General features: G+C 59.9%; 19 protein-coding genes. 4 read left to right on the forward strand and 15 right to left on the reverse strand.

What is annotated here, in order from left to right:
* Positions 1–130: 130 nt before the first annotated feature.
* The 4 genes from CD58_RS28560 to CD58_RS28575 form a co-directional block, all read right to left on the reverse strand.
* Complete coding sequence (locus tag CD58_RS28560) at positions 131–2,281, reverse strand: hypothetical protein (protein ID WP_025216261.1); 2,151 nt, start codon at positions 2,279–2,281, stop codon at positions 131–133.
* Positions 2,268–3,461: a DUF3142 domain-containing protein gene (locus CD58_RS28565; RefSeq protein WP_025216262.1), complete on the reverse strand. Its 1,194-nt coding sequence runs from the start codon at positions 3,459–3,461 to the stop codon at positions 2,268–2,270. Before CD58_RS28565 ends, CD58_RS28560 begins: the two co-directional genes overlap by 14 nt.
* Before the next feature lie 171 nt (positions 3,462–3,632).
* Positions 3,633–4,259 (reverse strand): glutathione S-transferase family protein, encoded by a 627-nt coding sequence (locus tag CD58_RS28570; protein WP_025216263.1) that lies wholly within the window; start codon positions 4,257–4,259, stop codon positions 3,633–3,635.
* 125 nt (positions 4,260–4,384) lie between these two features.
* Complete coding sequence (locus CD58_RS28575; RefSeq protein WP_025216264.1) at positions 4,385–5,287, reverse strand: LysR substrate-binding domain-containing protein; 903 nt, start codon at positions 5,285–5,287, stop codon at positions 4,385–4,387.
* Positions 5,288–5,612: 325 nt separating this feature from the next.
* Between CD58_RS28575 and CD58_RS28580 the strand changes: the two genes are divergently transcribed.
* A complete protein-coding gene (locus CD58_RS28580; protein ID WP_235195284.1) occupies positions 5,613–7,826 on the forward strand; it encodes an LTA synthase family protein in 2,214 nt (737 codons plus the stop codon).
* A gap of 24 nt (positions 7,827–7,850) precedes the next feature.
* Here the strand turns inward: CD58_RS28580 and nudK are convergent, their stop codons facing one another.
* Positions 7,851–8,447, reverse strand: coding sequence for a GDP-mannose pyrophosphatase NudK (nudK, locus tag CD58_RS28585; protein WP_025216266.1), 597 nt, complete (start codon positions 8,445–8,447; stop codon positions 7,851–7,853).
* A 191-nt stretch (positions 8,448–8,638) separates the two neighbouring features.
* Here nudK and CD58_RS28590 point away from each other — a divergent pair, with 191 nt between their 5' ends.
* Positions 8,639–10,528, forward strand: coding sequence for a methyl-accepting chemotaxis protein (locus CD58_RS28590; RefSeq protein ID WP_025216267.1), 1,890 nt, complete (start codon positions 8,639–8,641; stop codon positions 10,526–10,528).
* Here CD58_RS28590 and nadE read toward each other — a convergent pair.
* The 3 genes from nadE to CD58_RS28605 are packed head-to-tail and all read right to left on the reverse strand — an operon-like array spanning position 10,518 to position 13,260.
* Complete coding sequence (gene nadE, locus CD58_RS28595) at positions 10,518–11,372, reverse strand: ammonia-dependent NAD(+) synthetase (protein ID WP_025216268.1); 855 nt, start codon at positions 11,370–11,372, stop codon at positions 10,518–10,520. The genes CD58_RS28590 and nadE overlap by 11 nt on opposite strands.
* Before the next feature lies 1 nt (position 11,373).
* On the reverse strand, positions 11,374–12,603 hold the full coding sequence (gene pncB, locus CD58_RS28600; RefSeq protein ID WP_025216269.1) for a nicotinate phosphoribosyltransferase: 1,230 nt from the start codon (positions 12,601–12,603) through the stop codon (positions 11,374–11,376).
* Between the two features lie 9 nt (positions 12,604–12,612).
* Positions 12,613–13,260: a nicotinamidase gene (locus CD58_RS28605; RefSeq protein WP_025216270.1), complete on the reverse strand. Its 648-nt coding sequence runs from the start codon at positions 13,258–13,260 to the stop codon at positions 12,613–12,615.
* Positions 13,261–13,439: 179 nt separating this feature from the next.
* Here CD58_RS28605 and CD58_RS28610 point away from each other — a divergent pair, with 179 nt between their 5' ends.
* Together CD58_RS28610 and CD58_RS28615 are read left to right on the forward strand one after the other, a co-directional pair.
* Positions 13,440–13,997: an adenylyltransferase/cytidyltransferase family protein gene (locus tag CD58_RS28610; protein WP_025216271.1), complete on the forward strand. Its 558-nt coding sequence runs from the start codon at positions 13,440–13,442 to the stop codon at positions 13,995–13,997.
* Complete coding sequence (locus CD58_RS28615; RefSeq protein ID WP_025216272.1) at positions 13,987–14,694, forward strand: NUDIX hydrolase; 708 nt, start codon at positions 13,987–13,989, stop codon at positions 14,692–14,694. Before CD58_RS28610 ends, CD58_RS28615 begins: the two co-directional genes overlap by 11 nt.
* A 3-nt stretch (positions 14,695–14,697) precedes the next feature.
* On the opposite strand, the gene CD58_RS28620 is transcribed toward CD58_RS28615, so the two are convergent.
* The 7 genes from CD58_RS28620 to atpD all read right to left on the reverse strand — a co-directional run bounded on the left by CD58_RS28620 (position 14,698) and on the right by atpD (position 22,894).
* Positions 14,698–15,954 (reverse strand): type II toxin-antitoxin system HipA family toxin, encoded by a 1,257-nt coding sequence (locus CD58_RS28620; protein ID WP_025216273.1) that lies wholly within the window; start codon positions 15,952–15,954, stop codon positions 14,698–14,700.
* Complete coding sequence (locus CD58_RS28625) at positions 15,947–16,405, reverse strand: helix-turn-helix domain-containing protein (RefSeq protein WP_025216274.1); 459 nt, start codon at positions 16,403–16,405, stop codon at positions 15,947–15,949. Before CD58_RS28625 ends, CD58_RS28620 begins: the two co-directional genes overlap by 8 nt.
* A 338-nt stretch (positions 16,406–16,743) precedes the next feature.
* The gene (gene glmS, locus CD58_RS28630; protein ID WP_025216275.1) at positions 16,744–18,576 is read right to left on the reverse strand and encodes a glutamine--fructose-6-phosphate transaminase (isomerizing); all 1,833 of its coding nucleotides are present in this window, start codon (positions 18,574–18,576) and stop codon (positions 16,744–16,746) included.
* 1 nt (position 18,577) lies between these two features.
* Positions 18,578–19,354, reverse strand: a complete 777-nt coding sequence (locus CD58_RS28635; RefSeq protein WP_025216276.1) for a DeoR/GlpR family DNA-binding transcription regulator — start codon at positions 19,352–19,354, stop codon at positions 18,578–18,580.
* A 210-nt stretch (positions 19,355–19,564) separates the two neighbouring features.
* Positions 19,565–20,932, reverse strand: a complete 1,368-nt coding sequence (glmU, locus tag CD58_RS28640) for a bifunctional UDP-N-acetylglucosamine diphosphorylase/glucosamine-1-phosphate N-acetyltransferase GlmU (RefSeq protein WP_025216277.1) — start codon at positions 20,930–20,932, stop codon at positions 19,565–19,567.
* 114 nt (positions 20,933–21,046) lie between these two features.
* Positions 21,047–21,472, reverse strand: coding sequence for a F0F1 ATP synthase subunit epsilon (locus CD58_RS28645; protein ID WP_003207087.1), 426 nt, complete (start codon positions 21,470–21,472; stop codon positions 21,047–21,049).
* 45 nt (positions 21,473–21,517) lie between these two features.
* Complete coding sequence (atpD, locus tag CD58_RS28650; protein ID WP_020294925.1) at positions 21,518–22,894, reverse strand: F0F1 ATP synthase subunit beta; 1,377 nt, start codon at positions 22,892–22,894, stop codon at positions 21,518–21,520.
* Position 22,895 lies beyond the last annotated feature (1 nt).

Genomic DNA, 22,895 nt, shown 5'->3' on the forward strand with positions numbered 1-22,895 from the left:
GCTCCCGCTCGGCTGCGAAGCAGTCGTCATTTTGCGGGCGGCCTACCTGACCTGGGAGCCCATGGGGACCGCTTCGCGGTCCAGCGGGAGCAAGCTCCCTCGCCACAATCCGGGTCCGGCCGCTGACCATTCAACTGGCTGCGATCCGGGCCTTGCGCCGCCGCCGACTGATCAATCCCAACGCCACTGCCACCACCAGCACCAAACCACCCACTTCCAGCAAGCCCTTATAAGGTCGCAGTGACGAGCGAATCGGATCGAGGGCCTGGGTGACGTAGCGTTTGTCAGCCTTGAGGAAATCAGGCTCCTGGCATTGATGACCGAAATCCCCGGCCCAATCCACATAAGGGCCTTCCTTGACGTAACGCTGATACAACGCGCTTTGCTCCTCCAGGCTGGAGTTGTAACCCACCGCTTTGCACAACACCGCCGCAAACGCCTGGCTGGTATGGGGCAGCTGATCCGCCGCCTGGCTTGCCAGCGCCGTGGCGACAAACCGATAGTGGTAACGCATGTCCGGTTGTGCGGCGCTGGCCTGTTGGCGTTGTACCTCACCCTCGGCCACCAGCGGCCCGACCTTCAGCTCAACGGGCTCCAGGCTGTAGTTGCCGCCCAGGCTGGCGTAATCGGGTGCCATCTCGTAGCCAAGCAGCTCCATACCCCATTTACGCGCCATCCAAGACGCACGGAAATACGCCTCGGCCCGCCGGGTGGGCCACCACTTGGACTCTGCATCCTGTCGCAACTGCCCATAGAGCCGGGCCTTGCCTTGCAGCTCGGCATTGTCGAAATAAGCCGGCGCTTCGTCATAGCGCCCTTCGCGCAACAGACGACGACCCAGCAGATTGCGCAAGCTCGCAGCCACCGGCAACGGCACATAGTTATCGCGATCTTGTTGGCTCAACGCCGGTGGCGCCGGGACTTGGGCGTCGACGTATTGCTTGAGCTCATCCACCGTCAGCACCCGTTCTGCAACCAAGGCAGCGTCGTACCAATAGTTGCCCTGGCCGCGATAGAGCTGATCGAAGGCTTGCAGGTAATCACCCCGTTGCAAGGCCAGGATCGCGCTTTCGCCTTCGACCCGGCACTTGGGCTGCACTGACTCAAAGTCCCAATCCGGTGTACGCCGGCTGCCCCAGGACTCATCGCTCGGAAAGGCCTGGGCCGCTTTCGCGTAAGCCGCAGCCGCGGCGGCCTTGTCACCGTCGCGCAACGCCAGCTTGGCGCGCACCCACCAGGCCAGGCCCGTGTCGGAGGCCTTTTGCACAAAGGCCTTGGCACTGGCGTAATCGCCGTGCTGATAACTCACCGCCGCCAGGCGATCGGCATCGTCCAGGCTGTCCCGGGTATTGGCCTGCAACAGTGTGAAGAGTCGTTTCTCGCCCGACGGTTCCTCACCGTCCCACCAACCGACGCGGCTGAGCAAATACGCGGTGATCAAACGCTGCACCGCTTTGGCCTTGAGCAATTCGCCCAGGCGTTCATCCGACTGGGCGCTCAGGTCACCGGCCAATTGCAGCAACGAGCTGTAGCCGACCTGGGAACCTTGCAGGGACTGGGTCGCATAGAGTCCGACGGCGCTGTCCCAGTCGTCAGCCGTGTACGCCACTCGGGCTTCCTCGCCGAGGCTGGCAACGCCCAGTTCCAGTGGATCGCTGAAGCCGGCAATACTCAGCTCACGGGCCTGACGGAACGCTGCCCGAGCCTGATCCTGCAACGCCGCAGGCTCGCCGCCGCCGGCCTCGGTACTCAGGGCAAACAAGGCCCGGCCCAGGGAGTACGCCGCCCAAGTACTGCGCAGTTGGCGCTGCTCGGCCGGCAACGCCAGCAACTGTTGGAACGATTCGGCGGCCCGTTGATGCTCACCGGCACCAAAAGCAGCCGCCCCCATGGCGTACAAGCGCAATTCGGCCGGCAGGTTTGCCGCTTCGGTGGCGATCTGTTCGACATCGGTCAGCGCCCGCAAACGCTCGACCACCGCTTGTTGCGGCGGGGTCAAGCCAAGCTGTTCGGCCTTGCTGCGTTGTTCGACATAGGCGGACATATCGTCATAGCTGTAATCCGGGTTGCGAGTCGCATCGGTGACAGGCTTGAGCCCGGCGATTGCCTGACCGAGACGGCTGACCTCGAAACGAAAACTGCCTTCGGGCAATTCGGCCAGTGATTGCGCACGGTTATCCAGCAGGCGCATCGGGAATTCCGGCCCACAGGCCAGCACCTGGCCCAACGGCAAGCAGAGGCTCAAACACAGCAGGTGACGAGGCCACTTACGGGTAAACATTGAAACCTCCTTGGTCGATTTTTGTACAACGCGCCCAACCGATCGCCCGTTGAGCGCCGGCGGCCAGGCGGCCTTCCTGAATGCGGGTGAAGGTAAGCAGTCCGGGGGTTTGTTGCAACGTGTAACCGGCCAAGGCATCGACACCGTCACACCCGCCGACGGCAAGCGTCAGCCGCTGGGGCCAGGGGCTGTCGAGATTGCCCCGGTTGACCAGCCGGATGTCGTACAAACCGTCCTGCTCCTGCAGATGCACACCAAGGCGACTGTCCAGGCTATCCCCCCGCGCGACTGCGCCGAGGGTGGTCAGGCTCCAGGCCCGCCGGTCGCCCGCCAGCGGCAGGCGAAACCAGATCAGCCCAGCCAGGTGTTTCGGCGGTTCAGCGCGCAAGGCTGCCGTAAGCCCGGCCACTTGCTGCGGGTCGGCCAGCAGCTCCCGACGCTCGCCGCCCCGATCGATCGGCACTTCGCTTTCAACCACCGGCCCGCCGCTCTCCGGCGTCAGCAGCGCCACGCCGTAGGCCGGCAGGGCCAGGTAGAACGGTCGTGTGGTGATGTCGCTCCAGCGTTCAGCCCAGCGCTGGGCCTGTTTCGGATCGAACAGCCCCTGTCGCGGATCGCTTACCGCGTGAACCTGCAGCACGCTGCTGTCCACCGTCTCCAGCAGCCCAGGCAACGCGGGGCTGTCGAGCCAGGCCGGCAGTGCAGTAATGCTTAACCCCAGCGTGGCTGGCAAGGTCTGCCGCAGCCGGGTCAGGAATGTCCCGTAGGCCGGCAACCGGGCGTTACCGGCGTCATGGTCGATCTCCACCCCTACCGGGGTCAGGCCCTGGGCTTGCCACTCACTCAATACCTGCTGGACCTGCGCGAGCACCTCGTCCTGGTCCAGGGATTTGAGCTGACCATCAAGGCGAATCACAGCAATCAGCGGACGGCCATCCGCCTTGAGCATCGCCGGATCGATCCGCGCACGGCTCCAGCCAGCCCCGGGGAAAGCCTGCAACGCCAACACCCGCAGACTGGAAAAGTCGCCATGGCTCTGGCGCAACGCCGCTTCATGGGCCGGCGTCCATTGGCGTTGCCAGATATAGAGCTGTTGATCGAGGGACGGGGCTGGAGGCTGTTCGCAGCCGCTCAACAGCAAGCCAGCGAGGGCCAGCGATAGCCGGAAAAGAAACGTCATGAAACCTCACCACCCCATGGAAGCCTCGCAGATTAACGCTTTGCACATGACAGTGGGAGCAGGCTTGTTCGCGATAGCTTTGTGTCGGCAACCTAAACGCTGCTGATCCAAAGCTATCGCGAGCAAGCTCGCTCCCACAGGTTTGAGAACAACATCAGGTTATTCGGCTTCTCAGGCGGTTTTTTGCAAACCGACCGCGGTACGCGGCATGCCCACGAATCCGCGCAAGGCTTCGATTCGCGCCAGCCAGGCCCGCACATGGGCATAGTCCTGCAACGACACATTGCCTTCCGGTGCGTGGGCGATGTAGCTGTAGCCGGCGATATCAGCAATGGTCGGCGTATCACCGACCAGGTAAGGACGGTCGCTCAATTCCTGATCGATGACTTTCAACACGTTGTGGGAACGGGCAATCACATCCTCGGCGTTGTAAGGCGCGCCAAACACCGTGATCAACCGCGCCGTGGCCGGGCCCGCATGGATCGGCCCAGCCGCCGCCGACAACCAGCGCTGCACCCGGGCGGCGCCAATCGGGTCGGTGGGCAACCAGCGACCCTGGCCATATTTTTGCGCCAGGTACACCAGGATGGCATTGGAGTCCGCCAGCACCACGCCGCTATCGTCAATGACCGGCACTTGGCCAAATGCATTGATGGCGAGGAAATCCGCCTGTTTGTGCGCCCCCTTGGCCAGGTCGACGAAGACCTCCTCGACGGGCAGCTCGAGCAACGACAACATCAATTGAACGCGATGGGAATGGCCGGAAAGTGGGAAGTGGTAGTGCTTGATGGGGTTCATGGTCGACTCCGCTGGAAGTGACGCCATCAGCACAACGGCGTCGATGGGCCCATCTTCCACTCAAGATAAAAACAAGAGAATCACCCAGAAATGCAATCCATTGTTTCAGCCCAAGAAACAATGCTTCAGTCGTTCAAGGCAGGGTGTTCGCGCAAGGTGCTGACAGTGAAATCGACAAAACTGCGGACTCGCGCCGGCGCATTACGCCCGCCTTGATACACCACATGGATCGGTAGGGGCGGCAGTTCGAATTCGGCCAGGACAATTTCCAACTCACCGGCGGCCACATTGCTCGCCACTTGATAAGACAGGATCCGCGTCATCCCCAATCCCAGGCAGGCGGCGGTGATCGCCGCCTGGTTGGCCGTCACCACCAGCCGCGGTACAGGCCGGACGGCCAACGGCTCACCTGCCTCGGCGAAGGTCCAGCTTTTGATCTGGCCAATGGCCGATGACGCCACGACGGGCATCCGTTCCAGGTCTGCCGGATGTCGGGGCCGCCCATGACTCGCGAAGAAATCAGGGGAGCCGCACACCACCCGCCGCACTTCACCGACACGGACGGCGTGCAGGTTGCTGTCCGGCAACTCGCCAATGCGCACAGCCACGTCGATCCCCTCCTCGACCAGGCTGACCGTACGATCCAACAACAACGCATTGATGCAGACCTCGGGATACCGGTGCAGGTAATCAACCAGCGCCGGCGTGACGAACAACTGGCCAAACAGCACCGGCGCCGTGATCGTCAGTTGTCCACGGGGCTGGACGTGACTGCCGGCTGCCGAATCCTCGGCTTCCTGCAAATCGCTGAGGATCCGGCGACAGTCCTCGAGAAAACGCTGGCCCGCTTCGCTCAGGTACACGTTACGGGTGGTGCGCACCAGCAGGGGCGTGCCGATGCGCTGCTCCAGCGCCGCCACCGCCCGCGTGACGCTGGCCGCCGACAAACCCAGGCGCCGCGCCGCCGCCGAAAATCCTGAGTCCTGGGCCACGGCGAGAAAAACCTGCATTTCCTGGAACCTGTCCATCCATCCCCCGATGAGAAATCCTGATACAAGTTTTCTGCGCCCCCAAAGCAGCGCTACGCGGCCATTGTAGAGGCCCCGGTCAGTGAACCACAGCGTAGCGCAGCCAGACACCGGGATATTGAGCCGGCCATGGATGGCGACCCTTGGTACCATCCCGTCCTATGACAATTTTATGACTAGAAAACGACGAGGCCCTTGTGGGAGCGGGCTTGCTCGCGAAAGCGGTGTGTCAGTCAACATCATCGGCGGCTGATACAACGCTTTCGCGAGCAAGCCCGCTCCCACAGAGTTGCCTGGCATGCATCCATCGAAAGGCCCGTTTTTTGTGAAAGCTCTCTACCGCTGCTCAACCCACCCCCTCGCCTCGCTCATCGCCCTGATGGGCTGCGTACTGCTCGTCCCAATAGGCCTGCGCCTGGCGTTGGACTGGTCCGACCCACTGGGCTATCTCTCGGACCTGGGCATCGGCGGGTTGCTGATCGCGTTGCTTTACCGCCGTCCCTGGTGGCTGGCACTCCCGGTATTGCTAGCCTGGAGTGCGTTGACGCTGGCCAGCATCGAGTTGGTCAGCGCCGTGGGACGGATGCCCACCCCTTCGGACGTGCTTTACCTGATCGACCCGCAATTCGTCGAAAACTCCACCAGCGGCGGCTTCGCCCATCCCTGGCTGGCCGCGTTCCAATTGGCAGCGCTGGCGTCCTGGCTGATGATCCAATGGACCAGCCGACGCCAGCTGACGCCACGCTTGCCGCGCCACACCTGGGCAGTGCCGGTATTGCTGTTGCTGGCCCACGGCGCGCTGCAATCCTGGCGCCCCAGTGAGGCGGACCAATGGAATGTGTTCAACCTGCCCCACCAACTCGTCACGGCGGGTATCGTCGCTGGACAGGAACGGGCCCAGCAATGGCTCGAAGGCGATACTGTGGACCCGCTCCCGCCGATGGAAGGGCTTACCCGACTGGACCTCAATGGCGCGAAACTGTTGGCCGAACCGGGACAAGCGCGCAACGTCCTGGTCATCGCCTTGGAAGGCATTCCCGGCGCGTACGTAAGCGCCAACCGCCAAGCGTTGAACAGTCGCTATCAAGAGAACCTGATGCCGCACCTGAGTCGCTGGGCCGAGCGCGGCATGAACACGCCCGATTACGTCCTGCACAGCCACCAGACCATTCGTGGCCTGTACGCGATGCTGTGTGGCGACTACGACAAACTCAACGACGGCACGCCCAAGGGTGTCGAGATGCTCAACCAGGCCCAGCGCAACCAGGCCTGCCTGCCGGCCCAGTTGCGCCAGAATGGCTTTTCCACGCATTTCCTCCAGGGCGCGGGCCTGCGCTTCATGGCCAAGGATCGGATCATGCCGCACATCGGCTTCGACACGACCCTGGGCATGGACTGGTTCACCCGCCCCGCCTACCTGGAATTCCCCTGGGGCAAGGACGACAAGACCTTCTTCGAAGGCGCGCTGGACTACGTCGGGCAGCTGCAACAGACAGACAAGCCCTGGATGCTCACCCTGCTGACCGTAGGCACCCACCAGCCGTACTCCGCGCCGGAGGACTATCTGCAACGCTACGACTCTGCCAAGCAGGCCGCCGTGGGTTACCTGGACGATGCGCTGGACAGTTTCCTGGCGGGCCTGGAGCGTCAAGGCATCCTGGAAAACACCCTGGTGGTCATCACCTCGGACGAATCCCATGGCATTGATGATGTGCGTCTGGCGTCGTCCTGGGGGTTCAACCTGACGTTGGCTCCGGAGCCGTTGCCCAGGCTCAAGTCAGGGACCTACGGCCATGTGGACCTGACCGCGTCGATTCTCGATTACTTCGGTTTCACGGTGCCCACGTCGCTGTCCGGTCGCTCGCTGTTCAGGGATTACGCAACGGGCCGGGAAATCATGTCGTTCACCAATGGCAAGCTGCGTTATCACGACGGCAAGGGCACGTTCACCGAGTGTGATTTCCTGCAGCATTGCCGTTACTACACCAGCGCAGGCTTCATCGCCGACCGCGCCATCTATGGCGGGCAATACAGCGGCCAGCGCGCCAGGCTGATCAGCGCCCGGGCCACGGCCTTGGACCAGACCCTGCTACCCACGCCCCTTAACCAGCATTATCAGTTTGGCAGCGCGGATAAAATCCCGCTGCCGGCCCAGGTCACCAACGATTGGACCGACAACCTGATCGGAGCCCAATACCTGGAAATGCCCAAGGGTTCACAGACCCGCGTCAGCCTGACCATCCGTGCCGTAGAGGCAGACCACGCCGCCTACATTTCCCTCAAGGCCAAGGAGTTCGAACAGGATGTGCCGATGGACCTGCCGACAGACGTGGCGGTGACCGCCGACCAGCCGCTGGTGATGAACATCCGTTTCGATAACCCGCAACAGCGCAAGGCGTTTTCCTTCCATTTACTCGGTCATGGCATGGGTGCCATCGAGATCAGCGACTTCAGCGTCGTGACCGAACTGCAGGAGCAGACGGACCAGCCGGAGTACCTGGACGACATGCAGGACGACAGCGAGGCCCAATCCAGCTAAGCGGCATCAGCGTCGAGCCACAGGCTAATCCAGCAACCGATGCAGCTTGGCGTACTGCAACAACATGATGGTCTTGCCGTCGCAAATGTCCCCGCTCTCGATCATGCCCAAGGCTTGATCGAGAGACATTTCCAGCACTTCGATCTCTTCGCCCTCTTCTTCCAATCCGCCGCCTTCGTGCTGTTTGTCTTCATCGAAATACTCACCGACGAAAAAATGCACCCGTTCCGTCACCGAGCCCGGGCTCATGAAGGCTTCGAACACCTTGCGCACGTCCTGGATGATATAGCCGGTTTCTTCCTGGGTTTCCTTGCGGATACAGGTGTGCGGCTCGTCGTTGTCCAGCAGGCCGGCACAGGTTTCGATCAACAGGTCATCGTGCCCGTTGACGAAGGCCGGGAAGCGGAATTGCCGGGTCAACACCACGGTCTGCTTGGCCTTGCTGTACAGCAGGATGGTGGCGCCGTTGCCACGGTCGTAGGTCTCGCGCGTCAACTCGCGCCATTGGCCATCGCGGCCTTGGTAGTCATAGGTGGTCTTGCGCAGCACGTACCAGTTGTCCGAGAGGACTTCGACGTTCTTGATGCGTACGCGATCCTTGATGCTGGTTGCCTGTGTCATTTACCACTCCGTTCGGGACCAGGGGTCCCCCTTAAAAACTCGATTCACGCTTCTTTGATGCTCACAAAAAAAATCACGATGGCCCATCGTCTTTTCTAGTTCGACAAAGCCTGGCCGCTCGTTAAATCTTCGACCAGCCCTGAGCCTGCGGGGATTGCATCAATAAAAAAGCGACCAGACGAGAACTCCTCATGGGCATCAATCTGAAATTCGGTCACAAGATTCTTCTGGGTGCCTGCGTCATCGTGATGGCGGTCTTCCTGTCGTTCTCGTTGTTCAACGACCATCGCCAGGAAGCAAGCACCCGTGAAGCACTGCACAGCAACTTACAGACCACGGGCCAGTTGCTCGGTGCGAACCTCGACAGCTGGCTGGCCGGTCGAATCCTGTTGATCGAAGGTGCCGCCGAAAGCGTCGCCGCCAATCCCACGCCGGATACCATCGGCAGAATTCTCTCCCAGGACATCATTACAAAGACCTTCATAGCCAGCTATGTCGGCCTTGAAGACCGTCGTTTTTTTATTCATCCCGAGCGGGTGATGCCGGATGGGTATGATGTTCGTCAACGCGCCTGGTACAAAGATGCAGCTCGCACTCTTGAACCCGTGTTGACCGAACCCTACATCGGTGCGGGTATCGATTATCTGATAATGACCCAAGCGGCTCCGATCAAGGTCAATGGCAAAGCTGTTGGTGTACTGGGTGCGAGCCTGAGCCTGGAACAACTCGCGAAAATCATCAATGCCGTGGACCTCAACGGCATAGGCTATGCCTTCCTGGTCAGCGACGACGGCAAGATCCTGGTGCACCCGGACAACTCACTGGTGACCAAGACACTCGCGCAAGCGTTCCCCGAAGGCCCGCCGAGTATCAACAGCACCTTGAGTGAGGTGCAGGAAAACGGCCAGACGCGGATCGTCACTTTTACGCCGATCGACGGCCTGCCGTCGCTGCACTGGTCCATCGGACTTTCAGTGGATAAAGACAAAGCCTACGCCGCACTCCATGAGTTTCGTACCTCGGCGCTGATCGCCACACTGATCGCCATGCTGGTCACGGTCGGTTTGCTCGGCCTGCTGATCAACGCCCTGATGCGGCCGTTACGCAGCATGGGCTCGGCCATGCAGTCCATCGCCGATGGCGAAGGTGACCTGACCCAGCGCCTGCATAGCCTGTCTCGGGACGAGTTCGGCATGATGGCAGGAGGGTTCAACCGTTTCGTCGAACGTATTCAGCAGTCGATTCGAGAAGTCCTGGCGTCCAGCGTCCAACTCACCCAATTGGCGGCTCAGGTCAGCCAGGCATCGCATTCCTCCCTGAAAAGCTCTGACACTCAAGCGGCGTTGACCCATAACGTCGCCACGGCGATCAATGAACTTGGGGCCGCTGCCCAGGAAATCGCCCGCAGCGCCGCTCATGCGTCAAGCCGCGCCTCTGATACCCGGGATCAGACCCGGGAAGGTCAATCTGTGGTCCAGCGTAGTATCAGCGCCATGTCGCAGCTCTCGTCGCAAGTGGTCAATACCCGCCAGGACATCGAAAGCCTGAATGAAAAAACGCTGAAGATCGGACGTATTCTCGACGTCATCAAAGGCATTTCCGACCAAACCAACTTGTTGGCCCTGAACGCTGCCATCGAGGCCGCCCGCGCCGGAGACGCCGGACGCGGTTTTGCGGTGGTCTCGGATGAAGTACGCACCCTCGCCCATCGCACCCAACAATCCGCCCAGGAAATCCACGGCATGATCGAGGAGCTGCAAGCAGGCGCCGGCCACGCCGTGAGCGCCATGCTCGAAAGCCAGCTTCATAGCGACGACAACGTCAATACCGCCAAGCTCGCGGGCGAGCGACTCAATCGCGTGCTGCTGGGTATCGGCGAGATCGACGAGATCAACCTGTCGGTGGCCACCGCCACCGAAGAGCAAACCTCAGTGGTGGACAACCTGGATCGCGACATCAGCCACATCAATGACCTGAATCAGGAAATGGTCGGCAATCTGCAATCCACCTTGCAGGCCTGCACTGAACTGGAAAACCAGTCTCGCTGCCTGCAACAAATGGTCAACACCTTCAAGATCTGAACGTCATTCCGGACCGGGTTGACGGGGCGTATGGCAATGCTCGTTTGTGCGCAGTTTTAATGTAGGCGCGTTCGATGATCTGTCGCGCCTGCGGCGACACCTCGTCGCCCATCAGGTACGCATCGATCTCCTCGTAGCTGCAGCCATACGCCACTTCATCCAACTTACCGGGCGCCAGGTCTTCCAAATCAGCGGTCGGCGCCTTGCGTACCAGGTGCCCAGGAGCACCCATCGCGTCAGCCAACAATCTCACCTGGGTCTTCGTCAGGCCGGACAACGGTGCCAGGTCGCACGCGCCGTCACCGAACTTGGTGAAAAAACCCATCACCGCCTCTGCCCCATGATCGGTGCCCACCACCAACCCGTAGCTCAAATTGGCAATGGCGTATTGCGCCAGCATCCGTGCCCGGGCCTTGGCATTGCCTTTGACGAAATCGGTGAGTTCGGCCGAAGGTTGCAAGCCATCAATAGCGATACTGCCCATCAGCCCTTCGACACACGGGGCGATGTTACTGGTGGTGATCAAGTCCGGCCGGATGAAGTCCAGGGAAGCCTGGGCGTCTTGCTCATCGGCCTGGGCCTTGTACGGCAGCCGGACTGCGATAAACCGCGCCGCGTAGCCTTCACCCCGCAGTTGCTCCACCGCCAACTGGCAGAGGCGGCCGGCGGTGAGGGAGTCGACGCCGCCACTGATCCCCAGGACCAGGGACTGGCAACCCGACTCGCGCAAGATCTGCTTTATAAACTCGACACGGCGAGCAATCTCGGTTGCTTCGCCGCCTTGCTTGAGTTCACGGTCGATGCCCAGTTCCCGGGCAATACTCTCTTGCTGAAGCGAAGTCATATCAAGCTCCCAACTGTGGATTGATCAGGGCGACGTTGAACACTTGGGCGGCGTACCGCAGAAACGAGGCATCCTCGCAGACGTTCTTGATCGGGTCGTCGGAGAACTTCACCACCGGTTCGCCGTGGACCCGCACCAGTTTCATGACGATGCTCAGCGGTTCGACACCGTCGACATCGCAGGCCAGGCTGGTGCCCATGCCGAAACCGAATCTGGCCTTGCCACGAACATGGCGCAGGATCGGCAGGCATTTTTCGAAATTGAGGCCGTCGGAAAACATCAGGTCCTTGGTGCGCGGATCGACCCCCAGTTCCTTGTAACGATTGAGCACTTTGTCTGCCCAGATGATCGGGTCACCGGAATCCTGGCGCAGGCCGTCATAGAGCTTGGCAAAGTACAGGTCGAAGTCCTTGAGGAAGAAGTCAGTGCTGATGCAGTCCGTGAGCGCGATACCGAGCCGGCCACGATACTCGTGCACCCAGTTTTCCAACGCCGCGTTCTGGCTCTCGCGCAAGCGCCCGAGTTGCTGATGCACCATCAGCCATTGGTGGGCCATTGTGCCGATCAGGGGGAGATCGAACTCGTAGGCCAAGTGAGCGTTACTGGTGCCGACAAAGACGCCAGGAAAATCACTGCGCATGACATTCACTACTTCACGCTGGGCCCTGAACGACAGCCGCCGACGGGTGGAGAAATCCGAAACGCGAAACTCGGCGAGTTCTTCACGACTGGCGTTTTTCTCCAGCCATTCAAACTTCTGATACAGCTTGCGGGTGACGTCGGCCAACTCGACTTCGGGGTACTTCTCACGGTTGCGCAGTTCGCTGACCATCGCCAATACCGGTTGCTCGAACATGATGCAGTGCAACATCGGACCACGGACGCGGATGTGCAGTTGGCCGTCGACCTCGGCAACGTGTATGTAACGCAGGTTGAAGCGAAACAAACCGAGAAACTGTTCGAAGTCCGGGGTCAAGTATTCACGAAAGCGCTTGTTGAACAGAAAGCGCTGCTCCCCTTCGCGCAGCTGCAATCCAGCGAGCTTCTCCAGTTCGACACGAATGTCCGGGATCAGGTGACCGAGCCGCTCTTTGGAGCGAACGATGAATTGGTATTCCACCTCAACGTTTGGGTGCTGGTGCAAGACCGCCTGCATCATGGTGAAGGTGTAGTAGTCGGTATCCAGAAGGCTCTGGATGGTGCCGCTGCTTGGATCGAATGCACTGTCCATGTCGGTTCCTTATGCGTTTGCCAGGCGGATCGTTTCTTCGCGGGTCGCGGCAATCGCGACCCCCGCTTGCTGCATGTCTTGAATGGCTTGAACGGCCCCCTCCTCGCTGATCGCACGGCAGGCTGGAAGGTGAATGATCACCTTGAAGCCGGCGGCGGCCAGTTGCAGGGCGGTGGTCTTGACGCAGAAATCCAGCGCCAGCCCGCCGACAATGACCTGCTCCACACCCATGCCCTTGAGGTATTCGATCACCCCGGTGGACAGCTTGCCGTGCAGGTCGTGATAGCAGGCGCCGTACGGGTGCAGATCTGGCTCGACGCCCTTCCAGACGAAATAGTCGTAGTCGTACGGGGTCGGCAATTGATCCAGCAAGGTAAAACCTTCGGTGCCGGGGACGCAGTGGCTGACCCAGGTGATGTCGGCGTGTTCGAGCCCGGTCGGCAAGAGCATCTGTGAGTGATCGGCGACCACCCAAGGAGCCTGGGGCGAGTGGGCGTCCTTGCTGCCGATTCGAAGGCTGGCCAGGGACGCCATGAAGTTCAGCTCACCGCCAATCTGGTCACCGCCAGGCACTGGCAGCTCATCCGGGCAAAGCGGTGTAAAGCTCTTTTGCGCATCGACATCGAAGGAAGCCGTTTTTCGGGTCAGGCTGTTCATGCTGGGTTTCTCCTCTACATGGCCAAAGAGTACATAACGTGTACTTTCATGACAAGCCAGTTTGAAAGATATTTTTTGGCGCCCCCACCTATTCAATCCATATGCTAAGGCGTAGACACATTTTCAACAGGAGGATTTTGCTGATAGAGTACATGTCATGTACCTAAAGAGGATGAGCCATGTTTGAAATTGCCCTTTATGGCGGCGCCTTCAATCCCCCACACGCCGGTCACGCCCAAGTGATGATCGAGGCCTCATGCCAGGCCAGACGCGTGTTGGTGGCCCCCAGCTTCAGGCACCCCTACGGCAAGCGAATGGTCGACTATGAGGTTCGCCTGAGCTGGCTGGAATCGATCGTAGATAGGGTTCAACCGCTGTGCCGCGCCGAAGTGCGTGCAAGCCGGGTGGAACAGGTCGTGGCCCGTGGCGTCGAAGGCGCCATCTACAGCTACACCCTGCTCGCCCACCTTGCCGACAGCCTGGCCCTGGACGGCAAGCGGATCGCGTTGGTGGTGGGCCAGGATGTCGCGGATCTGCTGCCGACCTTCTATCGCGGTCAAGAATTGCTGGAGCGTTTCTCCATCCTTCGCGTGGAGGAAAAGATCCATGTGCGCAGCACGGTGGTTCGCGAAAGACTGGCGTTGGGTGAGCCGCTTCCCACCCACTGGATGGCTCCCGGCATGAACCCGTTAAACTATGACCTTTATGCGACCCACGGAAATCGACATGCCAACTAGCACAGCCCCCGCGCGCGACTATCTGCACACCATCGACCTCTGTGTGCTGCGCTTCTGCCGGGAGACCCAGGCGCTTGAAATCCTCCTGAACCGACGGGAAGCCGAGCCGTTCGCCGGTCATTGGGCGCTGCCTGGGATCGTGGTCAATGGTGGCGTCGAAGACCTCACGCTGAACGACGCCGTGGAGCGCCTGCGTAGCTCAAGCAAAGTGGGTATGCCGTTGGCCTGGATCGAACAAGTCGGCACCGTCGGTGACGCGTTCCGCGATCCGCGCTGCTGGTCATCGTCGACGTTCTATCTTGCGATTGTCAGCGAGGCGATCCAACTCGGCGAACACCAGGGGTTTTTCCCTCTCAAGGACGTCGCTGACGCCTCGATCAAACTCCCTTTCGACCACAACAGCCTGGTGGCGGCGGTCCAGGAGCGGTTGTTGTCCAAGGCCCTCTACAGCAGCCTGCCGCTGATGTTCCTGGGCCCGGAATTCAGCGCGCCGGAAGCGGTGAGCATTTTCTCCGTGGTGCTCGATCGTCCGGTGCTCAAGACCAGCATGCGCCAGCGTTTACTGAAAATGACCGAGGCGGGTTATTTGCAGGAAACCGGCCGCAAGAAAAGCGGCGACGGCGGCCGCCCGCAACGCACGGTGGAAAATCTCAAGCCGGGCAGCGTTTATCTTTTTGATCGTTGTTTTCTGGAGTAGGGCTTAGCGGGCCAGCGCAAATGCTGGCGCCATCCGCTGCTGCTCATTGCTTGAGATGCCCAGATAGCGTGCGACCCTGGGCCATTTTCTGACGACGCCCTGGAACCTCTCGATGGTTTGTCTGGCATCGTCAGCAGAAACGCGAAAGTAGCCGGCCACGCTCATCGCCAAATCAAGGTCTATGGCGTTATCGGCCTCTGAAACGTTGAGCCTCAAGCCAGTGTCACCAGGAACAGGGTTCATGTCATACGCAGGCGAAAGACGCCAACCACGCCCTGGCTCCAATAGGAAACCATGGTTTCGTAGATGATCGTCAGTATTCGAAACCAGCATGTTGAAGACAATTCTTCGCCAAAGCTCGGGAAGATCCACGTCGGCAGCGGCCCCCTCCCTGACCAATACCTCTGCAATCTCCAGGTAACTGGCCCCTGTCTCATGCCCATCACCATCCTGATGGTCCGTCAGGGTCATCGCTGAAGCAAAGTGAAGTCGACCACCCTTTGCTGTTCTGTCAAAGCGCTTAACCATGAAACAGTGGTACTCACTCGCGTACCGTTGCGCTTTTCCTTCAGCCACATAGAGCCCACAGCCTTGGGCCAATGTGTTGACGACCATCTCCCAGCCGCCCACGTCGTGGGTGTCTCTATTACTGGGAAATTTTCCTATCCAGAGCGCGTGATTGTCATCTACTACACTTGCCTTGGGCCTCGCTCCACCCAGAGAGCCACCTGGAGCAATGAGCATTCGAATCCAGTCCTGACCCTGAGCCCCCCGATCCTCTCCAGCTTCAAATCGACGCGAAGCCTCTTCAAGCTCACGCATGCGGGCCATCGGGGGAGCGGCATGCTCCACATGGTCGTCAAGGAACGCTTCTTCTTCCTCGACTTTGAAACGCAGTCCCCCTACCCGGTAGGCGTCGTGAACCCCGATGAGATAGTCCGAGTCAAACAGCCGCGCGTCCTGCGGTACGACTCCCGCTCTTTTATCCCGCTCCAAGCGACGATCCATCAGCAGTCGCCCCCATCGATCAGGCGAGGAGTCCGATACGCACCCAAAGCAATTTCTCGTTGGATATTGCCGCCCCTCGTAAGGCTGAATCCGAGGGTCGATCGCAATCTGAGTGTGAATGGTTTGAAGAACAGCCCGCGCGTACTCGAACTCCATACGCTCGGATCCTGCCAATCGACGGGAATGAAGGGTTCCAAGCAGTACGGGTGCTGTTTCATTCCAGTCTGCGTAGACGAAAATCCTTTCAGGCATCGTCTTCCCCTAAAAGCTTCTTAGCCAGTTCAGAGCTTGTCTGGCTTCGGCTGTCAGCGGCTGGTGAGGTAGAACTGTCCTCTTTTGCTGAGATGCTGACCAGGTTGTCCCAATGAAACTGAGGCTGCCGTACTTTTGGCTTGATGTGCTCGACTGCGAAACGCCCTTTCAATTCAGCATCTTGCAGATCACGGCCTAATTCATCCGTGCGAGCGAGCAATTCAAGGTCCTTCTCCAACCCCAAGGCTACCAATACCGAAACGTAAGCTCCGATGGTCACAGCAGGACTGCCACTTTCCAGCGCCCTCAACGTGGGAGCGCTCATGCCCGCCCGCGCAGCCATTTGCGCCGCAGTGATCTTACGGCGCTTACGAGCCAGCTCGATCCGTTCGCCAAGCTGGCGCAGGAGCCGCTCAGCGGATGGCATGAGGGGTGCTGTTTTTTTCGGCATGGCAGTATTTTTTCAATTTCTTTTAGGATTTGAAAAAATACTAGCACATGGATGGTCTGAATCTGCCCATAACGAGAAAAATGAAAGTATTTTTTCATATTCATAAAAAAAATCGAAAAAATACCTTCCAAGCCAAATTTTGGTTTCTCAAAGATCAGCGCAGATGTCAGGTCGGTTTTCTCTTCAGCTGTTCGGTGAAGGGTCGGGATAGACCCTCAAGGTGTCATCCATTTGTATGGGACCGATGCGGCTGAACGAATGACCGGGTTTAGCAGTGCTAAACCCGGACCAGATTCATTACGTAGGATCACCAAGAAGCCTCGCTCTTGGTAGACGACTCACTCCACCGTCACAGACTTCGCCAAGTTCCGCGGCTGATCCACATCAGTCCCCTTGAGCACGGCAACGTAGTACGACAGCAGTTGCAGCGGGATGGTATAGAGGATCGGCGACAGGATGTCGTGGATGTGCGGCATGTGCACCACGTGGGTGCCTTCGCCATTGGTCATGCCAGCCTTTTCGTCAGCGAAGACGATCAACTGGCCGCCACGGGCGCGCACTTCCTGCAGGTTGGATTTGAGCTTCTCCAGCAGCTCGTTGTTCGGCGCCACGGTGACCACCGGCATGTCGTTGTCCACCAGGGCCAACGGACCGTGCTTGAGCTCACCGGCCGGGTAGGCCTCGGCGTGGATGTAGGAGATCTCCTTGAGCTTCAAGGCCCCTTCCATCGCCACCGGGAATTGCGCGCCACGGCCCAGGAACAGGGTGTGGTTCTTCTCGGCGAACAGTTCGGCGATTTTCTCCACCGTGCTGTCCATCGCCAAGGCTTCGCCCAGGCGGGTCGGCAGGCGACGCAGTTCCTCCACCAGGGTTGCCTCGACGCCCTCACCCAGCGTGCCGCGCACTTGGCCCAGGGACAGGGTCAGCAACAGCAGCCCCACCAATTGCGTGGTGAACGCCTTGGTCGAAGCCACGCCGATTTCACGGCCAGCCTGGGTCAGCAGGGTCAGGTCGGATTCGCGCACCAACGAGCTGATGCCGACGTTGCAGATGGCCAGGCTGGCGAGGAAGCCCAACTCCTTGGCGTTGCGCAGGGCGGCCAGGGTGTCGGCGGTTTCACCGGACTGGGAAATGGTGACGAACAGGGTGTCCGGCTGCACCACCACCTTGCGGTAGCGGAACTCACTGGCGACTTCGACCTGGCAGGGAATACCGGCCAGTTCTTCGAGCCAGTAACGGGCGACCATGCCGGCATGATAGCTGGTGCCGCAGGCAACGATTTGCACGTTGCGCACCTTGGCAAACAACTCGGCCGCCTGTGGACCGAACGCCTGGACCAGCACCTGGTTCTGGCTGATGCGCCCTTCCAGGGTACGTTGCACCACCGCTGGTTGCTCGTGGATTTCCTTGAGCATGAAGTGACGGAACTCGCCCTTGTCGGCGGCTTCGGCACCGTCGCGGTACTGGACGGTCTCGCGCTCTACAGGGTTACCATCAATGTCCCAGATCTGCACGCTGTCGCGGCGGATTTCGGCGATGTCACCCTCTTCCAGATACATGAAGCGGTCAGTGACCTGACGCAGCGCCAACTGATCGGAAGCCAGGAAGTTCTCACCCAGGCCCAGGCCGATCACCAACGGGCTACCGCTGCGCGCCGCCACCAGGCGATCCGGTTGCTTCGCACTGATCACCGCCAGGCCATAAGCACCGTGCAGTTCCTTGACGGTCGCCTTGAGGGCCACGGTCAGGTCCGCCAGATCCTTGAGCTTGTGATTGAGCAAATGCGCGATGACTTCAGTGTCGGTGTCCGAAGTGAACACATAGCCCAACGCCTTGAGCTGTTCACGCAGAGCTTCGTGGTTCTCGATGATGCCGTTGTGCACCACCGCCAGGTCACCGGAGAAATGCGGGTGGGCGTTGCGCTCGCACGGCGCGCCATGGGTCGCCCAGCGAGTGTGGGCAATGCCCAGGCGACCGATCAGCGGTTCGGCGTCCAGCGCCTGTTCCAACTCACTGACCTTGCCCGGACGACGCATACGCTCGAGCTTCTCGTCATGGGTAACCACCGCGATACCGGCGCTGTCATAGCCGCGGTATTCCAGGCGCTTGAGGCCTTCGAGCAAGATTGCAGTGATGTTGCGTTCAGCAACGGCGCCGACAATTCCACACATGCTATTTCTCCTGGCTGACAGGCGCGCAGATCACGGTGATGCCGCGGGCCTGAATCTGATCGCGGGCCTCTACGGGCAGGCGATCATCGGTAATGAGGGTATGGACGCTGCTCCACGGCAGTTCCAGGTTGGGGATTTTTCGGCCGATCTTGTCGGCCTCCACCATCACGATCACTTCACGGGCAACCTCAGCCATCACGCGGCTCAGGCCCAGCAGTTCGTTGAAGGTGGTGGTACCACGAACCAGATCGATGCCGTCGGCACCGATAAATAACTGGTCGAAGTCGTAGGAACGCAGGACCTGCTCGGCGACCTGACCCTGGAATGATTCGGAATGAGGGTCCCAGGTACCACCGGTCATCAACAGTACCGGCTCGTGCTCCAGTTCGCTCAAGGCGCTGGCCACGTGCAGGGAATTGGTCATCACCACCAGGCCGGGCTGCTGGCCAAGCTCGGGAATCATGGCCGCGGTGGTGCTGCCGCTGTCGATGATGATGCGCGCATGTTCGCGGATCCGCTTCACAGCGGCCCGGGCAATGGCTTGTTTGTATTTGGAGACGGTTTGGCCGTTATCAGCCACCAATTCCTGCGGCATGGGGACCGCGCCACCGTAACGACGCAACAACAAGCCGTTGCTCTCCAGGGCGGCGAGATCCTTGCGAATCGTAACTTCCGAGGTTTCGAAGCGCTTGGCCAATTCATCCACGCTAACCTCGCCCTGGGCTTGGAGCAAAGCGAGAATATTGTGGCGTCGTTGTGGCGTATTGCGCTTTGACATGGCGATATAAGTTTCGATTCGAAAGATAGCGTAACTAATCAAAACCTATTGCAGCGAAATCGTCAAGGCGAGGGGAGAAAAATTCAGAAATCATGCGATTCCTGTGGGAGCGAGCTTGCTCGCGATTAGCGGTGGCTCAGCTGCATTAATGCAGGATTTACCGTCGCTATCGCGAGCAAGCTCGCTCCCACAGAGTGATCTGTGGATAACTTAGCTTTTCTTGATTTTTACCGGGCGCTTCCAGCCGTCGATATTGCGTTGCCGGGCGCGCGCCACAGCAAGTTGAGACTTATCCACATCCTGATTGATGGTTGAACCTGCGGCCGTGTTCGAGCCATCACCAATTGTCACAGGCGCCACCAGTGAGTTATTGGAACCGATAAACACATCCTCGCCAATGGTCGTCCGGTACTTATTGGCGCCGTCGTAATTACAGGTGATGGTACCGGCGCCAATGTTGGTGCGAGCGCCGATTTCAGCATCCCCCAGGTAGGTCAGGTGACCGGCCTTGGCGCCTTCGCCCATGTGGGCGTTCTTCAGCTCGACAAAGTTACCCACATGGGCGCGGGCTTCCAGCACGGTACCGGGACGCAGACGGGCAAACGGGCCGGCATCGCTGCCTTCGCCCATGACCGCGCCGTCGAGGTGACTGTTCGCCTTGATCACCACGCCTTTGCGCAGGGTGCTGTCCTTGATCACACAGTTCGGGCCGATCACCACATCGTCTTCGATAACCACCTTGCCTTCGAGGATGACGTTGATGTCGATGAGCACGTCGCGTCCCACGCTGACGTCACCGCGCACGTCAAAACGGGCTGGGTCGCGCAGGGTCACGCCTTGCGCCATCAGGCGGCGGGCGGCGCGCAACTGATAGTGGCGCTCCAGCTCGGCCAGTTGCCGACGGTCGTTGGCGCCCTGCACTTCCATGGCGTCCAACGGTTGCTCGGTGGCAACCGCCAGGCCGTCGCTGACTGCCATGGCGATCACATCGGTCAGGTAGTACTCGCCCTGGGCGTTGTTGTTCGACAAGCGGCCCATCCACTCACCCAGGCGCTCAGCCGGTACCGCAAGAATCCCGGTGTTGCCCTCGGTGATAGCGCGCTGGACCTCGTTAGCGTCCTTCTGCTCGACGATGGCAGTCACCTGGCCATCAGCGTTGCGCACAATGCGGCCATACCCGGTAGGGTCGTCCAGCACGACGGTCAACAAACCCAACTGCTGTGGAGCGACATGCTTGAGCAGGCGCTGCAAGGTCTCGACTTCGATCAGCGGCACGTCGCCATAAAGAATCAGCACCGTATCGGCGGTAATGAACGGCACGGCCTGGGCCACGGCATGGCCGGTCCCCAGTTGCTTGTCCTGCAGGACGAAATTCAGGTCATCCGCCGCCAGGCGCTCACGTACCGCATCGGCGCCGTGGCCGATCACTACGTGAATGCGCTGTGGATCAAGTTGCCGGGCGCTGTGGATAACATGCCCGAGCATGGAGTTGCCGGCCACCGGGTGCAAGACCTTCGGCAGCGCCGAACGCATGCGGGTGCCTTGACCGGCCGCGAGGATAACGATTTCGAGAGACATGACTGCTACCAATCCTGGGTGGTCAGCGGCTGCGACCAGAAGGTGAATGTCGGAAAAAGAAAAAAGGGTAGCCGAGGCTACCCTTTTTAATCAATCGCACAGAAAGCAGACGGCTTAGCCGCCGAACTTCTTGCGGATCTGCTGGACGGTGCGCAGCTGCGCTGCGGCCTCGGCCAGACGTGCGGCAGCAGAACCGTAGTCGAACTCCGCGCCCCGCTCGTGCAAAGCCTTCTCGGCAGCCTTGACGGCTTCCTGAGCGGAGGCTTCGTCCAGGTCGGCAGCACGTTGCACGGTGTCGGCAAGGACCTTGACCATGTTCGGCTGAACCTCGAGGAAACCACCGGAGATGTAATACACCTCGGCTTCCCCGCCCTGCTTGATCAAGCGGATCGGGCCTGGTTTTAGATTAGTGATCAACGGTGCGTGACCCAGGGCGATACCAAGATCACCCAGCTCACCGTGCGCAATCACCATCTCGACCAGACCGGAGAAGATTTCCCCTTCCGCACTGACGATATCGCAATGGACTGTCATAGCCATCTGATTGCCTCAACCTAAATTAGCGCCCGTTGCCGGGCGCCGGGATTACAGTTTCTTGGCTTTCTCGATCGCTTCTTCGATGCCGCCGACCATGTAGAACGCTTGTTCTGGCAGGTGGTCGTAGTCACCGTTGAGGATGCCTTTGAAGCCAGCAATGGTGTCTTTCAGGGAAACGTATTTACCCGAGGCACCGGTGAAGACTTCAGCCACGAAGAACGGCTGCGACAAGAAGCGCTGGATCTTACGAGCGCGGGATACCAACTGCTTGTCGGTTTCCGACAGTTCGTCCATACCCAGGATCGCGATGATGTCCTTCAGCTCTTTGTAGCGCTGCAGCACGTACTGGACGCCGCGAGCGGTGTCGTAGTGCTCCTGGCCGATCACGTTCGGGTCCAGCTGGCGCGAAGTCGAGTCCAGTGGGTCTACCGCCGGGTAGATACCCAGGGAAGCGATGTCACGGGACAGAACGACGGTGGCGTCCAAGTGGGCGAAGGTGGTCGCTGGCGACGGGTCGGTCAAGTCATCCGCAGGTACGTATACCGCTTGGATCGAAGTGATCGAACCTTCCTTGGTCGAAGTGATACGTTCTTGCAGAACGCCCATCTCTTCAGCCAGGGTCGGCTGGTAACCTACTGCCGAAGGCATACGGCCCAGCAGTGCGGATACTTCAGTACCGGCCAGGGTGTAACGGTAGATGTTGTCGACGAACAGCAGAACGTCGTTACCTTCGTCACGGAACTTCTCGGCCATGGTCAGGCCGGTCAGGGCTACGCGCAGACGGTTTCCCGGTGGCTCGTTCATCTGACCGTAAACCAGCGCCACTTTGTCCAGAACGTTGGAATCCTTCATCTCGTGGTAGAAGTCGTTACCCTCACGAGTACGCTCACCCACACCGGCGAACACGGAATAACCGCTGTGCTCGATGGCGATGTTACGGATCAGTTCCATCATGTTTACGGTCTTGCCCACACCGGCACCACCGAACAGACCGACTTTACCGCCCTTGGCGAACGGGCAAACCAGGTCGATAACCTTGATGCCGGTTTCCAGCAGGTCGTTACCGCCTGCCTGTTCAGCGAAGGATGGCGCAGGACGGTGAATGCCCCAGCGCTCTTCGGTGTCGATCGGGCCAGCTTCGTCGATCGGGTTGCCCAGGACGTCCATGATCCGGCCCAGGGTCGCTTTACCGACCGGTACGGAGATGGCAGCGCCAGAGTCGATAACGTCCAGACCGCGCTTCAAGCCTTCGGTGGAACCCATCGCAATGGTACGAACCACGCCGTCGCCCAGCTGCTGCTGAACTTCCAGAGTGGTTTCCGCGCCTTGTACTTTCAGCGCGTTGTAGATGCTCGGTACGCTGTCGCGTGGAAATTCCACGTCGATAACGGCGCCGATGATTTGAACGATACGTCCGCTACTCATA

Origin of the sequence: Pseudomonas brassicacearum (assembly GCF_000585995.1) — a bacterium.
Taxonomy (GTDB): Bacteria; Pseudomonadota; Gammaproteobacteria; order Pseudomonadales; family Pseudomonadaceae; genus Aquipseudomonas; species Aquipseudomonas brassicacearum_A.

Bases quoted from the DNA above. Each gene is read 5' to 3' on its own strand.
- CD58_RS28560 (WP_025216261.1), bottom strand. From the start codon at position 2,281: ATGTTTACCCGTAAGTGGCCTCGTCACCTGCTGTGTTTGAGCCTCTGC.
- CD58_RS28565 (WP_025216262.1), bottom strand. From the start codon at position 3,461: ATGACGTTTCTTTTCCGGCTATCGCTGGCCCTCGCTGGCTTGCTGTTG.
- CD58_RS28570 (WP_025216263.1), bottom strand. From the start codon at position 4,259: ATGAACCCCATCAAGCACTACCACTTCCCACTTTCCGGCCATTCCCAT.
- CD58_RS28575 (WP_025216264.1), bottom strand. From the start codon at position 5,287: ATGGACAGGTTCCAGGAAATGCAGGTTTTTCTCGCCGTGGCCCAGGAC.
- nudK (WP_025216266.1), bottom strand. From the start codon at position 8,447: ATGACACAGGCAACCAGCATCAAGGATCGCGTACGCATCAAGAACGTC.
- CD58_RS28590 (WP_025216267.1), top strand. From the start codon at position 8,639: ATGGGCATCAATCTGAAATTCGGTCACAAGATTCTTCTGGGTGCCTGC.
- nadE (WP_025216268.1), bottom strand. From the start codon at position 11,372: ATGACTTCGCTTCAGCAAGAGAGTATTGCCCGGGAACTGGGCATCGAC.
- pncB (WP_025216269.1), bottom strand. From the start codon at position 12,603: ATGGACAGTGCATTCGATCCAAGCAGCGGCACCATCCAGAGCCTTCTG.
- CD58_RS28605 (WP_025216270.1), bottom strand. From the start codon at position 13,260: ATGAACAGCCTGACCCGAAAAACGGCTTCCTTCGATGTCGATGCGCAA.
- CD58_RS28610 (WP_025216271.1), top strand. From the start codon at position 13,440: ATGTTTGAAATTGCCCTTTATGGCGGCGCCTTCAATCCCCCACACGCC.
- CD58_RS28615 (WP_025216272.1), top strand. From the start codon at position 13,987: ATGCCAACTAGCACAGCCCCCGCGCGCGACTATCTGCACACCATCGAC.
- CD58_RS28620 (WP_025216273.1), bottom strand. From the start codon at position 15,954: ATGCCTGAAAGGATTTTCGTCTACGCAGACTGGAATGAAACAGCACCC.
- CD58_RS28625 (WP_025216274.1), bottom strand. From the start codon at position 16,405: ATGCCGAAAAAAACAGCACCCCTCATGCCATCCGCTGAGCGGCTCCTG.
- glmS (WP_025216275.1), bottom strand. From the start codon at position 18,576: ATGTGTGGAATTGTCGGCGCCGTTGCTGAACGCAACATCACTGCAATC.
- CD58_RS28635 (WP_025216276.1), bottom strand. From the start codon at position 19,354: ATGTCAAAGCGCAATACGCCACAACGACGCCACAATATTCTCGCTTTG.
- glmU (WP_025216277.1), bottom strand. From the start codon at position 20,932: ATGTCTCTCGAAATCGTTATCCTCGCGGCCGGTCAAGGCACCCGCATG.
- CD58_RS28645 (WP_003207087.1), bottom strand. From the start codon at position 21,472: ATGGCTATGACAGTCCATTGCGATATCGTCAGTGCGGAAGGGGAAATC.
- atpD (WP_020294925.1), bottom strand. From the start codon at position 22,894: ATGAGTAGCGGACGTATCGTTCAAATCATCGGCGCCGTTATCGACGTG.